Raw genomic sequence first — 15656 nt, 5'->3', positions numbered from 1 at the left:
ATGCAAGATGTAGTGATAGTGGCCGCCACCCGCACGGCGGTGGGCAGTTTCCAGGGTTCGCTGGCGAATATCTCCGCCGTGGACCTGGGCGCCGCGGTGATCCGCCAGTTGCTGGCACAGACCGGCCTGGACGGTGCGCTGGTCGATGAAGTGATCATGGGCCAGGTGCTCACCGCCGGTGCCGGGCAGAACCCCGCGCGCCAGGCCGCGATCAAGGCCGGCCTGCCCCACGCGGTGCCGGCCATGACCCTGAACAAGGTCTGCGGCTCGGGCCTCAAGGCCCTGCACCTGGCGACCCAGGCGATTCGCTGCGGCGATGCCGAGGTGATCATCGCCGGTGGCCAGGAGAACATGAGCCTGTCCAACTACGTGATGCCCGGTGCCCGCACCGGCCTGCGCATGGGGCACGCGCAGATCGTCGACACCATGATCAGCGACGGCCTGTGGGATGCGTTCAACGATTACCACATGGGCATCACCGCCGAGAACCTGGTGGCCAAGTACGATATCAGTCGTGAAGCCCAGGATGAGTTTGCCGCCGCGTCCCAGCAGAAAGCCGTTGCCGCCATTGAAGCCGGGCGTTTCGTCGACGAAATCACCCCGATCCTGATTCCCCAGCGCAAGGGCGATCCGGTGGCCTTCGCTACCGATGAACAACCACGCGCCGGGACCACCGCCGAGTCGCTGGGCAAGCTCAAGCCGGCGTTCAAGAAGGACGGCACGGTCACCGCCGGCAACGCCTCGTCGCTGAACGACGGGGCCGCCGCCGTGATCCTGATGAGCGCCGCCAAGGCCAAGGCCCTCGGCCTACCGGTGCTGGCGAAGATCGCCGCCTATGCCAACGCGGGCGTCGACCCGGCGATCATGGGTATCGGCCCGGTCAGCGCGACCCGTCGTTGCCTGGACAAGGCCGGCTGGTCCCTCGACCAGTTGGACCTGATCGAGGCCAACGAAGCCTTTGCCGCCCAGGCGTTGTCGGTGGGCAAGGAACTGGGTTGGGATGCGGCCAAGGTCAACGTCAATGGCGGTGCGATTGCCTTGGGTCACCCGATCGGCGCATCGGGCTGCCGGGTACTGGTAACGCTGTTGCATGAAATGCTCAAGCGCGATGCGAAAAAAGGTCTGGCGACCTTGTGCATCGGCGGTGGGCAAGGCGTGGCGCTGGCGATCGAGCGCTAGCTGCCGACGGGCCTCGACAGGGCGAACAACACCCGCCCTGCGACAGGCCCCGATTCTGTAGGAGCTGGCTTGCCAGCGATGAGGCCAGCAAGTCTTGCATAGACTGTCCGGCCGCCATCGCCAGCAAGCCGGCTCCTACAGGTCGGCGTACGCTGTTGTTGCGCTATCGCCTACAGGTTTCATAGCGTTATCCGGCACGGCCCGATAACGATCCTGCTGCTATCCTCGATCTCTACCCCGTAGAAATCGAGCCCACCTGCATGATCCTTATCCTGCTCCCCCACTCCGACTACGACCCCACCGAAAGCAGTGTGCCCTGGCAAGCCATGCGCCGGGCCGGAATCGAGGTGCGCTTCGCCACCCCGCTGGGCGCCCCGGCCTACGCCGACCCACGCCTGGTGGAGCATGGCTTCGGCCTGCTGAACCCCATGCTGATGACCCGCGACAGCGATCTGCAAAGCTACAACACGATGATCACCGACGAGTACTTCCGCCAACCGCTGGCCTACGCCGATGTCGACCCCACGCAGTTCGAAGGGCTGTTCGTGCCAGGCGGACATGCCGAGGGCATGCGCAGCCTGCTGGAGTCGGACGAAGCCAAGCGCATCGTCCTGCATTTCTTCAAAACCGGTAAACCCGTCGCCTCGGTGTGCCACGGCCCATTGTTGCTAGCCCGCACCCTCGACCCCGACAGCGGGCGCTCGGTGCTCCACGGGCGCAAGGTCACCGCGTTGTTGTCCACCACCATGGAACTGGCTGCCTGGCTGATCACTGCGCCGTGGCTCGGCCGCTACTACCGGACCTATCCACAAACCGTCGAGTCCGAGATCAAGGCGGCGCTGGCCACGCCAAAAGACTTTTCCCAGGGCCCGCCAGCTCTGCTGCGCGATTCCGCGGCCAAACCGGGCCGTGGCTTCGTGGTCCGCGACGGCAACCTGCTGACCGCGCGCTGGCCAGGGGATTGCCATCGCCTGTCCGCCGAGTGGGTCAAAATGCTAAGACCCGCACAGGCCGCCTAGGAGCCAGGCTTACCGGGATGCCAGACCGAAGCGAAGAGGCCCTCAAGATCGCCAAAAGCTTCGCTGGCAAGCCATGCTCCTACAGGTCGGTGGTGTCTATCCGGTCTCAGTGGGTCTTCGCCACCCAGGCATTGAAGCGCTGTTCCAGCTCTTCGCCATGATCAACCCAGAAACCGTTGTCCATCGGCATCGCCTGGGCCAGGTTATCCGGCGCGGTGTTCAACCGGGCCGCCAATGCCGGCGCCAACAACGGCTGGATCTTCAGGTTGGTCGAACCATAGCCGAGCTTCTCCGTATGCATTTTCTGGTTCTCCGGCCGCAGGGAAAAGCCGATGAACTGTTCCGCCAGCGCCTTGTTCGGGCTGCCCTTGGGAATCGCCCAGGCATCGATGGCATAGATGCTGCCGTTCCACACCACCTTCACATTCGCCCCGGACTCCTGGGCCGAAAACACCCGACCATTGAACGCCGTACTCATCACCACATCGCCGCTGGCCAGGAACTGCATCGGCTGGGCACCCGCCTCCCACCACTGGATGCTGCCCTTGATCTGGTCCAGCTTGCGGAATGCCCGGTCCACACCCGCTGGAGTGGACAGGACCTTGTAGACATCCGCCAGCGGCACACCGTCCGCCATCAGGGCGATTTCCAGGGTGTACTTGGCGCCCTTGCGCAGGCTGCGTTTGCCCGGGTACTTCTTCACGTCCCAGAAATCTCCCCAGCCGGTCGGCGCGACACTCAACTTGTCAGCGTTGTAGGCCATGGCCATCGACCAGACCAGCAACCCCGCACCACACTCGGACAAGGTCCCCGGAACAAAGTCCGCCGGCTTGCCGATGGCACTCATGTCCAGGTGCTCGAACAGCCCCTCCTCACAACCACGAATCAGCTCCGGCCCCTCGACCTGCACCACATCCCAGTTGACGCTATGGGTATCGACCATGGCCTTGATCCGACCCATTTCGCCGTTGTATTCCCCTGCCACCACCTTGCTGCCGGTGGCCTTCTCGAAGGGTTGGTAGAACGCTTGCGTCTGCACATCCTTGCTCACGCCGCCAAAGGAAATCACGGTGATCTCGCCGGCCATGGCCGTCGATGCCATCAGGGTCAGGGCCAGTGCGCCGATTGCTGTGTTCTTCATGTCTACCTCTAGGATTATTGGTTTTGGCAGAGTGGGTTTTCGTAGCGTTGAAGCATGCCTTGCATGGGTGTGCGATGGGGACCTACCCCTTTGGCCTAGCTTCTGGGGCCAGTTGCACGGTGGAACGCCCCGGCTTCAGCGGCGGTGGTCGCGCAGGTCCCCGGCAATCAGACGCAAGGCCGATTGCCAGGCCAGCTTCGGGTAATCCTCGTCCAGCTCGTTGTCGGACTGTTGCGCGGTCAGCTCGCAGACCGCCGGTGAGGGGAAGCGCAGTTGCCGTCCACCCGCCATGGCCTGGACCTGGGCCTGGCAGGCCCGCTCGAGGAAATAGATCTGGTTGAAGGCCTCCGCCACCGAACGTCCCACCGCCAGCAGCCCGTGGTTCCGGAGGATCATCGCGTTGTGATAACCCAGGTCACTGACCAGCCGCGCACGCTCGTCGGGGTTCAGGGCAATACCTTCATAGTCGTGATAACCCAGGCGTCGATAGAACTTCAGCGCATGCTGGCTGATGGGCAACAGCCCTTCTTCCTGGGCGGCGACGGCGATACCCGCCGAAGTGTGGGTGTGCACCACACAGGCGACATCGGTGCGGGCAGCGTGGATCGCCGAGTGGATGATAAAACCGGCCCGGTTGACGTGGTGCTCCCCTGGCCGCGCATCCACCACCGCGCCGTCATGATCGATCTTGACCAGGTCCGAAGCGCACATCTCATGGAACAGCACGCCATAACGGTTGATCAGGAAGTGCCCCTCTTCGCCGGGGACCCGCGCCGAGATATGGGTGTCAATCAGATCGGTCATACGAAAGTACGCGATCAGTCGGTAGAGCGCGGCCAGCTCGCAACGGGCCTCCCACTCCTGGTTGGAAATGCGCGTGCGATCAATCGGCAAGTGGGTGTCGTGCATGGGGCATCCTGGTTCGTGGTATGTTTTGGCCAACAACAGTGATCGGCGATGAACCGATCTTGCAGCACCGGTCTACCGGCGACCATGAACAGAACAGGCGACGTGCACGCATCACTGTGATGGTCTTTTTACCAGTACACCTGCCGCTCACCCCCTGCCTGGATGAACGCTCCCATGATGTTCCTCGACCCCGGATCGCAGGCCCCGCTGGTCAGCCAGATCGTCACCGGCATCAGCCAGGCGATCAAGGACCAGCGCCTGCGCCCCGGCAGCAAGCTGCCGTCGATCCGCAAGTTCTCGCAGACCCACAAGGTCAGTCACTTCACCGCCGTCGAGGCCTATGACCGGCTGGTCGCCCTGGGCTACCTGACGCCGGTGCGCAATGCCGGTTTCTATGTCCGCGACCTGGGCGGCGCGGTCAGCAGCGAGCCCCAACCACCGCAGGCCGACGACGACAACGAGTTCGATTTCGACGCCTACCTGCTGTTGCAGAAGGTCTTCCAGGGCATGGACATGGACCTGCGTCCGGGCATCGGCCTGCTGCCCGAATCCTGGTCCGACCGCGATGGCGTGCAACGCAGCCTGCGCGCCTTGGCCCGTAGTGAACCGGACAGTTTCTGCGGCTACGGCAACGCCAAGGGCAATCCGAAACTGCGCGCCCGTCTCGCGGAAAAACTCGCCGACACGCGGATCGCCGCCCACCCGGAACAGATCCTGCTCACCAGCGGCGGCAGTCACGCCCTGGACCTGATGGTGCGCTACCTGGTGCAACGCGGCGACACGGTGCTGGTGGACGAACCGGGTTATCACAACCTGTTTCTCAACCTGCGCTTGCAGGGCGCGCGGCTGATCGGTGTGCCACGGACCCGCGACGGCATCGACCTGTTGGCCCTGGAGGCTCTGCTGCAACTGCACAAGCCCAAGGTGTTCTTCACCAATACCCGCCTGCAATGCCCGACCGGCACCAGCCTGTCCCTGGCAGTAGCCCATCGCTTGTTGCAACTGGCGGAAAAACACGACTTCCTGATCGTCGAAAACGATATCTACGCCGACCTCGACCCCAGCGGCCAGCAGGCCCTCGCGGGCATGGACCAGCTGTCGCGGGTGGTCTATATCGGCAGTTTTTCCAAGACCGTCGCGCCGGCACTGCGGGTCGGTTTTATCGCCGCCCATGCCGAGCTGATTGAAGAGCTGGTGCCGCTCAAGCTGGTCAGCGGCCTGACCTCCTCACAGCTCGCTGAAGAACTGGTGCTGGACGTATTGTTGCAGGGCCGGCATCGCAAGCACGTCAAGCAATTGCAGGAGCAGTTGGCCCAGGCCCACGAGTCGGTGGCCCGGCGGTTGGAAGGCGTCGGCATGGAGCTGTTTACCGAACCCCGCGCCGGCCTGTTTCTCTGGGCGCGACATCCGGCGCTGGAGGACTCCACGACACTGGCGATGCAGGCCCGTGAAGAGCGCATCCTGCTCGCACCGGGCCAACTGTTCATGCCCGATGCGCGAGTGGTCCCCTGGTTACGCTTCAACGTGGCGCACTCGGAGGATGAGCGGATCTATCGGTTTCTCGAGCGCGGCACAACGACAAAGGTCTAGGCCCTTGCGCTGGCGGGTTGGCTGCGATCCCTGTAGGAGATCGTGTAGCGCTGTCCGATCGCGAAACACGATTATCGGGCGTTGAGTTGCGCCAGCTGAGCCGTGTGCACGAAACACAGCTTGTTGCCCTCCGGATCACGGCAATAGGCACCGTAATAATCGGCGGCATAGTCAGGCCGCAAACCGGGCGCGCCTTCGTCGCGGGCCCCCAGCTCCAGCGCCTTGGTCCAGGCTGCGCGAACCTGGGCCTGGGACCCGGCGGCAAAACTCACCTGCACACCATTGCCCCAGGTCGCGGGCAGACCGTTGAACGGTTTCTGCACAAAGAACTGCGGCCAATCCCACCCCGGCATCTGCCAGCCGGCACCGGGCGGACCGCTGTCCTGGTCGTCGGCCATGCGCACCAGGCCAAGCTCGGCCAGTACCGCCCCATAGAAAGCGATCATCAACGGCAGATCACGGGCACCGAGCTGGATATGACTGAACATGACAAACCTTCCTTGGGTCTCTGCGGCAGCGAAGTGTCGCCTCAATCCAGCTTGAATGCCTCATCCAGCGGAATGCGATAACCGTTGGCCAGGCGATTGGTTTCGTTGGCCATGCCGACCACCGCCTGCAACTCGCCGAACATCTCGTCGCTCATCCCGGCCTTGCGCGCGGCAGCGGTGTGAGAAGCGATGCAATACGGACAGTTATTGGTGACGCTGACCGCGACGTAGATCAGTTCCTTGGTCAGCGGGTCCAGCGCGCCGGGGGCCATGATCTCCTTGAGGCTCTCCCAGGTCCGGCGCAAGGTCGGCGGGTGCGCGGCCAGGCACTTCCAGAAGTTATTGACCTGGTCGACCTTGCGGGTATGCATGATGTCGTCGTAGACGGCGCGAACTTCCGGATTGGCGTCTTCGTATTCGGTCAGATGCTGGGACGGCATGAACGGTTCCTCGGTGAGTGGACAGCGATGGATGAAACGAAGGTTATAGCTGAATCCGTCAGGGCTGTGCTGATCCTTGCGATCCGCGTAAACGAAAACTCCCGGGGCTCTCCCCCGTCCACTGCTTGAACGCGCGGTGGAAGGCACTGGGCTCGCGAAAACCCACTTCCTGGGCGATATCGGCAATGCTCATGGTGCTGCTGCGCAGCCGCTCGAAAGCGATCGCCCGACGCACTTCGTCCTTGATTTCCTGATAGGAAAAGCCCTCGCGCTGCAACGCCCGGCGCAGGCTGGCCAGGTGGATATCGAACTCCAGCGCCAGTTGCTCCAGGGTCGGCCAATGGTCATAACCACAGGCCCGCAAGCGCTGGTGGACCCGGGCGCTGAAACCCTCGCGATTGCGGAAACGGATAAACACCGACTGCGGCGCATCGCGCAAAAAAGTGTAGAGCGACTTGCGATCCTGCAGCACCGGCAAACGCAGGTATTCACGCTCGAATTCGATCTCGGTCACCGCCGCGTCAAACTCCACGTAGGCGCCCCACAACAGGTGCTCGTCGCCATGGGGCGGACAAGCATGGGCGAAACGGGCGCGGCTGATGGGAATGCGCCGTCCGGCCAGCCAGCACATCAGGCCGACGATCAGGATCAGGAAGGTTTCGGTGATCACCGCTTGCAGGTAAGGGTCCTGGGTCTCGGTGCGCATCACCACGACCACCCGCTTGCCACGGATCTGCACCTGGGCATCAATATCCCGCAGGAACAGGGCGAAATACTCCAGCGACAGACCCAGGGCCTTGCCCACGGTCGGCGCCTGGATCAGCCCCCGGCAGATCAGGGCAAAGCTGCCGATGGGCATGCCGTGGGAATCGAAGCCGAAGAACTCGTCGCCCAGTTCGCGGATCACCGTCAGCCAGAGTTGTGCCAGCAGCTTCGGTGCAACCCGCTCCCCCAGTTCGTCCAGGGAACGCTCGGCAAAGCCCGCGGCCTGCAGCAGCTCGGAAATGCGCTGCGGGCGGTCGAGAAAACGCACCAGCAGGGCTTTAATGAAGTAGGACGACACCGAATGTTTTTCTTTCATGAATCCCAAGCTGCGTATGGCAAAAAGTCACAGGTTTACTGAGCAGTTTCGGCATAGGCCGAGTGGGCCGACGGTCCTAGACTGGCCGCACTGGATGAACTGCCTCCACTCCAACCAGGATCATGCAAGCTGATCCCCACAATAATCAGGACTGCCCCCATGTCAAAGCCCGAAGTGTATATCGTCAGCGCCGCCCGTACCGCCATAGGTACCTTCGGCGGCTCGCTGAAAGACGTTCCCTTGAGCGAACTGGCCACCACCGCCGTCAAGGCCGCCCTGCAACGCAGCGACGTCGCTCCGGCGCGGGTCGGCCATGTGGTGATGGGCAACGTGATCCCCACCGACACCCTGGACGCCTACCTGTCCCGGGTCGCCGCGATCAACGCCGGCATTCCCAAGGAAACCCCGGCCTACAACGTCAACCGCCTCTGCGGCTCGGGCTTGCAGGCGATTGTCTCGGCGGCACAGACCCTGTTGCTCGGCGACGCCGATATCGCCATCGGTGCCGGCGCCGAATCCATGAGCCGCGGCCCTTACCTGCTGCCCTCGGCCCGTTGGGGCGCGCGCATGGGCAATGTCCAGGCCATCGACTACATGCTGGGCATTCTCCATGACCCGTTCCACGGCATCCATATGGGCATCACCGCCGAGAACATTGCCGAGCGCAATGGCATCACCCGGCAGATGCAGGACGACCTGGCCCTGGAAGAACAGCTGCGCGCCAGCCGTGCCATCGAAGAGGGTCGTTTCGCCTCGCAGATCGTCCCGGTGGAAGTGCGCAGCCGCAAGGGCACTCAATGGTTCAGTGTCGACGAGCACCCGCGAGCGACTTCGCTGGAACAGTTGGCACAGATGAAAACCGCCTTCAAGAAAGACGGCACCGTCACCGCCGGCAACGCCTCGGGCCTGAATGACGGCGCCGCCGCCCTGTTGCTGGCCACCGGCGCCGCGCTGCAGAGCGACGGCCTGAAACCCCTGGCGCGCCTGGTGGCCTACGCCCATGCCGGGCTCGAACCGGAACTGATGGGCCTGGGCCCGATCCCCGCCACGCGCCTGGCCCTCAAGCGCGCCGGCCTGACGGTGGCCGACCTGGATGTGATCGAAGCCAACGTCGCCTTCGCCGCCCAGGCCTGCGCCGTCAGCCAGGAGCTGGACTTCGACCCGGCCAAGGTCAATCCCAACGGTTCCGGGATTGCCCTGGGCCATCCGGTGGGCGCCACCGGCGCGATCATCGCCACCAAACTGATTCATGAACTGCATCGCACCGGCGGCCGCTACGGCCTGGCCACCATGTGCATCGGCGGCGGCCAAGGTATCGCCGTTATCTTCGAACGGGTTTAAGGACAACAGAACATGAGTATTCAACGTATCGCCGTGATCGGCGCCGGCATCATGGGCAACGGGATTGCCCAGGTCTGCGCGGTGGCGGGTCTTGAAGTGTCGCTGATCGACGTCTCGCAGCAGGCCCTGGATAAAGGCCTGGCGACCCTGACCGGCAACCTCGACCGGCAAGTGCGCAAGGCCGTGATCACCCCCGAGGACAAGCAAGCCGCCCTCGGCCGCATCAGCCTGAGCAGCGACTACGCGGTGCTGGCCCGGGCCGAACTGGTGATCGAGGCGGCCACGGAAAACCTCGAGCTGAAAAAACGCATTCTGCGGCAGGTGGCCGAAGTGGCCAGCGCCGAATGCATTATCGCCACCAACACCTCGTCGCTGTCGATCACCGAACTGGCGGCCGCCATCGACCAGCCCGGGCGTTTTATCGGCCTGCACTTCTTCAATCCGGTACCGATGATGGGCCTGCTGGAAGTCATCCGTGGCCTACAGACCAGCGACGCCACCCATGCCCAGGCCATGGCCCTGGCCAGCCAGATCGGCAAGACCGCGGTCACCGCCCGCAACCGTCCGGGTTTCGTGGTCAACCGCATCCTTTGCCCGATGATCAACGAAGCCATCTTCGTGCTCCAGGAAGACCTGGCCAGCGCCGAAGATATCGACGCCGGCATGCAGTTGGGCTGCAACCAGCCGATCGGCCCGCTGGCCCTGGCGGACCTGATCGGCCTGGACACCCTGCTGGCGATCATGGAAAGCCTGCACTCGGGCTTCGACGAACCCAAGTACCGTCCGGCGCAGTTGCTCAAGGAAATGGTGGCCGCCGGTTATCTGGGCCGTAAAAGCGGTCGCGGCTTCTATAGCTACGAGCGCTGATCGTCATGCCCCGTGCAGCCCTCGCCGCCGTGCCGGAAGCCGAGCTTCAGGCACGGGCCTCGCGCCATCTGCAAACCCGCGAAAAAGCCGTGGCGCTGTTTGCCCGGCGCGGGTTCGCCCAGGTGGGCTTGCGTGAACTGGCCGGGCACCTGGGCATCCAGGCGGGCTCGATCTACAACCATATCGAGAGCAAGCAGGCCTTGCTCTTCGAACTGATCGAGAGTCTGCACCTGGAGCTGTTGGGGATTGTCACACAACCGGTGCGCAGCGCGCGCTCGGCGGAAAAGCGTCTGAACGAGCTGATTGCCGCGCACCTGGACCTGCATCGCGCCAAGGGTGATTTCTTCCGGGTCGCCGAGCATGAGTTCCATTGCCTGGAAGCGGCGCACCAGGCGGCGATCCTGGTCTTGCGCAGGCGCTATGAGACTCATTTGATCAAGTTGCTCGGGCCGTTGGGCTTGTCGACCGACGCCACCCTGGCCCTGACCACCGTGCGGACCTTTCTCTGCCTGCTGAACAACCTGCCGGCCTGGACCGAGGAAGCCGGACTGGATGCGGCGACCTATCGGGCGTTGATGCACAATATCGCGCTGGGGGCGGTCAAGGGCGCGCTGAGCAAACCGCCCTTGTAGGAGCCAGGGGTTACAGGCAGGTTGCTAGCGCGGCCAGCCTTCTCACACCAATCGGCTTGCTGGCGGTCGCGTAGTAGTCGACCCGCGTGTCCGCGCCTTCGCGGCGCACGTCGGCAAAAAACTCCGAGCCCCGGGTATAAACGGTCGAGCCGCTCTTGTAGCCGGGTTGCAGATAAGCCGCCGCATCGACACCGAACACCGCCTCTTCCTGCCAGGCAAACTGAATGCACTGGGCCACGACATCCTCGGCCTTGCTCGACGTGAAGCTCTTGGTCGGCCCGGTGGTACGGGTCTGGTTCATCGCAGGCCCCATGCAGCCCGCCAACGCCACTGCCGCCAACGCCCCGATTAACATCCGCATGACCATTCCCTGCCGAAAAAAAGAAGCGACTTTAGCATTGTGGCGACTCAATACGAATCACTACCGCGCAAAAGGCCTCACGCTGTCAAAAGCCACTCTCCCCGCCCCCGGTCCGCTCGCCTGCGACGTCGCAGCGGGTTGCACAAACGTGCCCGGTTGTCCAAGCTCTGTCCACTGATTCAAGGATGGCTCATATGTTCAAGACGTATTTCAACAGGGCACGACCGGGCCTGTGCCTGCTGTTCAGCGCACTGGCTTGCTCCACGGCCCTCGCCGAAACAGCGCCGGCCCCCTTCCCGGATGCCACCGCCAGCGACCCGACGAAACTCGGCTGGATGATCGGCGCCCCGCCGCCGGCCGATCGCATCCTGCGCTTCGAGGACGGCAGCTATTTCCGTTTCCCGGCCCTGCGCTGGAGCGTCTCGCACTTTCGCCAGTTGATGCCCACCACCAATGTGTCCCGGGGCCTTGAAGGGCCGGTTGCGTTGCCATCGGCCTTGCGCAATGACATTGATCGCCTGAGCTTCACCACCCTCGACACGAAAACGCCGATGACCTGGGAACAATCCCTGGCGGCGACCTACACCGACGGCATCGTGGTATTGCACCGTGGCAAGGTGGTGTACGAGCGCTACTTCGGCTCGCTCACTCCCCAGGGCCAGCACGCCGCGATGTCGGTGACCAAGTCGGTGATCGGTACCCTGGGCGCGACGCTGGTGGCCGAAGGGCTGATCGATGTGAACAAGGAGATCAAGGACTATGTGCCGGAGCTGGCGAAGTCGGCCTTCGGCAGTGCCAGCGTGCGCCAGGTACTGGACATGACCACGGCGCTGGACTACAGCGAAGACTACAGCGACCCGAATGCCGGTGTCTGGGCCCACGCCCAGGCCGGCAACCCCTTGCCCAAGCCCGCCGACTACCAGGGTCCGCGCACCTACTACGAATTTCTCCAGACCGTGCAACCGCAAGGTGAGAACGGCAATGCCTTCTCCTACAAGACCGTCAACACCGACGTGCTCGGCTGGGTGATCGCCCGGGCCACCGGACATAACGTGGCGCAGGTGCTGTCGGAGCGGATATGGAGCCGGATGGGCGCCGAGCAGGATGCCTATTTCACCGTTGATTCGATTGGGACGCCGTTCGCTGGCGGTGGTCTGAACACCGGCCTGCGGGACCTGGCACGCTTCGGCGAAATGCTCCGTAACGACGGCCGCGCCAACGGCCAGCAGATCGTACCGGCTAAGGTGGTCGAGGATATTCGACGTGGGGCTGACAAGGCCGCATTCGCCAAAGCCGGATACTCGCTGCTCAAGGGCTGGAGCTATCGCGACATGTGGTGGGTGACCCATAACAACCACGGGGCCTATATGGCCCGGGGCGTCCATGGCCAGCGGATCTATATCGATCCCAAGGCCGAGATGGTGATCGTGCGTTATGCCTCCCACCCGGTGGCAAGCAATTCGGCGAACGACCCGGTGACCTTGCCGGCGTTCGAGGCATTGGGGAATTTCCTACTGGAGCATCCGCAGAAGTAACCCGTTCCGGAGCCTGAATCCTTGAGCCTTGCGTCGCCTGAATCGACGCCTTCGCGGGCAAGCCCTGCTCCTACAGTGTCGTGCCGCCCCCCCATATTGTGTACGACACATCACTGTAGGAGCAGGGCTTGCCCGCGAAGAGGCCCCAGAGCCTTACACCCTCCCCAAGAACGCCTCACTCGCCCGTTCAGGCATCCTCGAGAATCAGGTCCGCGCCCTTCTCCGCCACCATCAGCACCGCCGCGTGGGTATTGCCCGACGTCACGTTGGGGAAAATCGACGCATCGACAATCCGCAGCCCCTTCATCCCATGCACCTTCAGGCGCTTGTCGACCACCGACACCTGCGGATCCGAACCCATCGCACACGAACCGCACAGGTGATAGATCGACCCGCTGTTCTCGCGGAAATACTCCAGCATCGCCGCGTCGTCATTCACCGCCTTGCCCGGCAACACTTCATCGACGGTAATCGCCCGCAAGGCCGGCGCCTGCATGATCTTGCGAATCAGCCGGCTGCCCTGCAACACCTCGTCGATATCCTTCTCGGTACTCAGGTAGTTCGGGTCGATCAGCGCCGCATCCGCCGGGTTCTTCGAGGCGATCCGCACGCTGCCGCGACTGGTCGGCCGGCACGGGTTGAAGCACAGCAGGAAGCCCGAATACGGCTCCGGCTTGAGGCTGGCCTTGTTGTTCTTCGGAATCTGGTACGACAAGGGGTTGAAGTACATCTGCAGGTTCGGATGCGCCTGCTCTTCATTGCCGCGGAAGAACCCGCCGGCCTGGTTGACGCTCATGGCAAGCGCGCCCTTGCGGGTCAGCAGGTATTGCAGGCCCAGCTTGAGCTGGCCGAACAACGAGCTCAGCTCATCGTTCAAGGTCGGGATATTGGCCTTGTAGTAGTAGCTCACGCACAGGTGATCCTGCAGGTTCTGCCCCACCGCCGGCAGATGCTTGACCACCGGCACCCGATGTTCGCTCAACAGTGTCTGGTCGCCGACCCCGGACAGTTGCAGGATCTTCGGCGTATCCACCGCCCCGGCACACAGGATCACTTCCTTGTTGGCCTTGAACGAGCGCGCCACGCCGTGCTGGCTGATGGAAATGCCGATGGCCCGCAGGTCGTTGTCGAACAACACCCGGTCCACCAAGGCATGGTGTTCGACCGTGAGGTTCGGCCGGCTCAGGGCCGGGTGCAGGTGGGCGAAGCTGCTGGAGCTGCGCTGGCCATTGCGGGTGTTGACGTCATAGACCCCCGCCCCTTCGAACTTCGGTCCATTGAAGTCGTCGCTGCGCTGATAACCCAACTGCTGGCAGCCTTCGAGAAATACATCGCAGATCGGGTGCGTATGCCCCTGCATCGGCGTGATGCTGATCGGCCCGCTGCCGCCGTGATATTCGGTATCGCCCAACGGGTGATTTTCCAGTTTGCGGAAGTACGGCAGCACGTCCTTGAACGCCCAGCCGTCATTGCCGTTGGCCGCCCAATCATCGAAGTCATGGGCCTGGCCACGCACGTAGACCATGGCGTTGATCGAACCCGAACCGCCCTGGACCTTGCCCCGGGGCGCATAGATTTCCCGGTTGTGCAGTTGCTTCTGCGGCTGGCTGTAGTACATCCAGTTGAAGGTCGGGTTGTAATACATCTTGGCGAAACCGACCGGGATCTTGAACCAGAACGAAGCGTCCTTGCCGCCCGCTTCCAGCAACAGGACCGAGTATTTCCCCGAAGCCGACAAGCGGTTGGCGAGGATGCAACCGGCGGCGCCCGCGCCGGCGATGATGTAGTCGTATGTCATGCAGGTTACCGCTGATTCGTTGAAAACGCCGCCCTGTCCCAGGGCGGCATGATGGCTCAGCCCCTGGCCGGCGAGGTGTCTTTCACATCGGCGGGCGTCGGCGCCATTTGCAGGTGCAGCCGCTGGCCGGTGTAGGGCGTGTGCTTGCGCACCACGTCCATGTTCAACTCGACGCCAAGACCCGGTTCGGTCGACGGGATGATGTAGCCGTCTTCCCATTGCAGCGGCTTGGTCAGCACTTCGGCGTGGAAACCGCCCCAGGTCATGATGCTTTCCTGGATCAGGAAGTTTGGCGTGCAGGTCGCCAGCTGGAAGCTGGCCGCGGCACCGATCGGACCGTTGTAGAGGTGCGGGGCGATCTGCGCGTAATAGGCCTCGGCCATGCTGGCGATCTTCTTGGCTTCCAGCAGGCCGCCGCAGCGCGCCACGTTCATCTGCAGGATCGACGCGCCGCCGGCCTGCAGCAGCTTGAAGAACTCATACTTGGTGGTCAGCCGCTCGCCGGTGGCAATCGGGATGGTGGTCTTGGCCGCCACTTGCGCCATGGCGTCTTCCTGGCCGGGCGGTACCGGCTCTTCAAACCAAAGTGGGTCGTACTTCTCCAGGCGCTTGGCCAGGCGAATCGCCGACGACGGCACCATCTGCCCGTGGGTGCCGAACAGCAGGTCGCACTTGTCGCCCACCGCTTCACGGATCTTGCGGCAGAAGGTTTCGCAGCGCTCCAGCACTTCCAGGGAAATCTGGTGGCCGGAATAGGCGGTGTAAGGCCCGGCCGGGTCGAACTTCACGGCGGTGAAGCCCAGCTTCATATTCTCTATCGCGCATTCGGCGGCCAGGTCCGGGTCGTCGTAGTCGTACTCGCCACGGCTGTTGACCGGGTACAGGTAGGTGTAGGAGCGCAGGCGCTCGTTGACCTTGCCGCCCAGCAGCTCATAGACCGGCTTGTTCGCCGCCTTGCCGATGATGTCCCAGCAGGCCATCTCCAGGCCGCTGACCACGCCCATCATGGTCAGGTCCGGACGCTGGGTGAAACCGCTGGAATAGGCCTGGCGGAAGAAGCGCTCGATATGGTGCGGGTCCTGGTCCTGCAGGTAACGCTCGAACACGTCCTCGATGATCGGCACCATGGCCTTGGGGCCGAAGGTGGCGGCGTAGATCTCGCCGACGCCTTCAATACCGCAGTCGGTCTTGAGCTTGACGAACAGCCAGTACATGCCACCGATGTGCGGCGGAGGTACGGCGACGATATGGGTTTCCAGGGAGACGATTTTCATA

General features: G+C 63.3%; 15 protein-coding genes. 7 read left to right on the top strand and 8 right to left on the bottom strand.

Annotated features, from left to right (window positions below; all coding sequences use genetic code 11):
• Positions 1-1179: an acetyl-CoA C-acetyltransferase gene (locus M5B42_RS31160; protein ID WP_103499278.1), complete on the top strand. Its 1179-nt coding sequence runs from the start codon at positions 1-3 to the stop codon at positions 1177-1179.
• Between the two features lie 260 nt (positions 1180-1439).
• Positions 1440-2198 (top strand): DJ-1/PfpI family protein, encoded by a 759-nt coding sequence (locus M5B42_RS31155; RefSeq protein ID WP_248747972.1) that lies wholly within the window; start codon positions 1440-1442, stop codon positions 2196-2198.
• Between the two features lie 106 nt (positions 2199-2304).
• Here the strand turns inward: M5B42_RS31155 and M5B42_RS31150 are convergent, their stop codons facing one another.
• Positions 2305-3339, bottom strand: a complete 1035-nt coding sequence (locus M5B42_RS31150; RefSeq protein ID WP_177103323.1) for an ABC transporter substrate-binding protein — start codon at positions 3337-3339, stop codon at positions 2305-2307.
• Positions 3340-3474: 135 nt separating this feature from the next.
• Positions 3475-4248, bottom strand: coding sequence for a class II aldolase/adducin family protein (locus tag M5B42_RS31145; protein WP_177103325.1), 774 nt, complete (start codon positions 4246-4248; stop codon positions 3475-3477).
• Between the two features lie 174 nt (positions 4249-4422).
• Here M5B42_RS31145 and M5B42_RS31140 point away from each other — a divergent pair, with 174 nt between their 5' ends.
• A complete protein-coding gene (locus M5B42_RS31140; RefSeq protein WP_177103327.1) occupies positions 4423-5838 on the top strand; it encodes a PLP-dependent aminotransferase family protein in 1416 nt (471 codons plus the stop codon).
• A 71-nt stretch (positions 5839-5909) separates the two neighbouring features.
• Here the strand turns inward: M5B42_RS31140 and M5B42_RS31135 are convergent, their stop codons facing one another.
• The 3 genes from M5B42_RS31135 to M5B42_RS31125 are packed head-to-tail and all read right to left on the bottom strand — an operon-like array spanning position 5910 to position 7847.
• Positions 5910-6326 carry a VOC family protein gene (locus M5B42_RS31135; protein ID WP_177103329.1) on the bottom strand — a complete coding sequence of 139 codons (417 nt, stop codon included), beginning with the start codon at positions 6324-6326 and terminating at the stop codon, positions 5910-5912.
• A 41-nt stretch (positions 6327-6367) separates the two neighbouring features.
• Complete coding sequence (locus M5B42_RS31130) at positions 6368-6766, bottom strand: carboxymuconolactone decarboxylase family protein (protein WP_152737551.1); 399 nt, start codon at positions 6764-6766, stop codon at positions 6368-6370.
• 58 nt (positions 6767-6824) lie between these two features.
• Entirely contained in the window at positions 6825-7847 is a 1023-nt protein-coding gene (locus M5B42_RS31125; RefSeq protein WP_152737550.1) for an AraC family transcriptional regulator, read from the bottom strand.
• Positions 7848-8006: 159 nt separating this feature from the next.
• Here M5B42_RS31125 and M5B42_RS31120 point away from each other — a divergent pair, with 159 nt between their 5' ends.
• The 3 genes from M5B42_RS31120 to M5B42_RS31110 are packed head-to-tail and all read left to right on the top strand — an operon-like array spanning position 8007 to position 10687.
• The gene (locus tag M5B42_RS31120) at positions 8007-9188 is read left to right on the top strand and encodes an acetyl-CoA C-acyltransferase family protein (protein WP_248747971.1); all 1182 of its coding nucleotides are present in this window, start codon (positions 8007-8009) and stop codon (positions 9186-9188) included.
• 12 nt (positions 9189-9200) lie between these two features.
• A complete protein-coding gene (locus M5B42_RS31115; protein ID WP_152737548.1) occupies positions 9201-10055 on the top strand; it encodes a 3-hydroxybutyryl-CoA dehydrogenase in 855 nt (284 codons plus the stop codon).
• 5 nt (positions 10056-10060) lie between these two features.
• Complete coding sequence (locus M5B42_RS31110) at positions 10061-10687, top strand: TetR/AcrR family transcriptional regulator (RefSeq protein ID WP_103498465.1); 627 nt, start codon at positions 10061-10063, stop codon at positions 10685-10687.
• Positions 10688-10697: 10 nt separating this feature from the next.
• Here the strand turns inward: M5B42_RS31110 and M5B42_RS31105 are convergent, their stop codons facing one another.
• On the bottom strand, positions 10698-11048 hold the full coding sequence (locus tag M5B42_RS31105; RefSeq protein WP_248747970.1) for a hypothetical protein: 351 nt from the start codon (positions 11046-11048) through the stop codon (positions 10698-10700).
• A 194-nt stretch (positions 11049-11242) separates the two neighbouring features.
• Here M5B42_RS31105 and M5B42_RS31100 point away from each other — a divergent pair, with 194 nt between their 5' ends.
• On the top strand, positions 11243-12583 hold the full coding sequence (locus tag M5B42_RS31100) for a serine hydrolase (RefSeq protein WP_248747969.1): 1341 nt from the start codon (positions 11243-11245) through the stop codon (positions 12581-12583).
• Positions 12584-12770: 187 nt separating this feature from the next.
• Here the strand turns inward: M5B42_RS31100 and M5B42_RS31095 are convergent, their stop codons facing one another.
• Together M5B42_RS31095 and M5B42_RS31090 are read right to left on the bottom strand one after the other, a co-directional pair.
• Positions 12771-14381 carry a GMC family oxidoreductase N-terminal domain-containing protein gene (locus M5B42_RS31095; RefSeq protein ID WP_100943524.1) on the bottom strand — a complete coding sequence of 537 codons (1611 nt, stop codon included), beginning with the start codon at positions 14379-14381 and terminating at the stop codon, positions 12771-12773.
• A 56-nt stretch (positions 14382-14437) separates the two neighbouring features.
• Positions 14438-15655 carry a mandelate racemase/muconate lactonizing enzyme family protein gene (locus M5B42_RS31090; protein WP_103498457.1) on the bottom strand — a complete coding sequence of 406 codons (1218 nt, stop codon included), beginning with the start codon at positions 15653-15655 and terminating at the stop codon, positions 14438-14440.
• Position 15656 lies beyond the last annotated feature (1 nt).

It is taken from the genome of Pseudomonas sp. MWU12-2037, from assembly GCF_023242345.1.
GTDB lineage: Bacteria > Pseudomonadota > Gammaproteobacteria > Pseudomonadales > Pseudomonadaceae > Aquipseudomonas > Aquipseudomonas gingeri_D.
The sequence above is the reverse complement of the archived record's forward strand: the minus strand, read 5'-3'. Positions and strand labels throughout refer to the sequence as shown.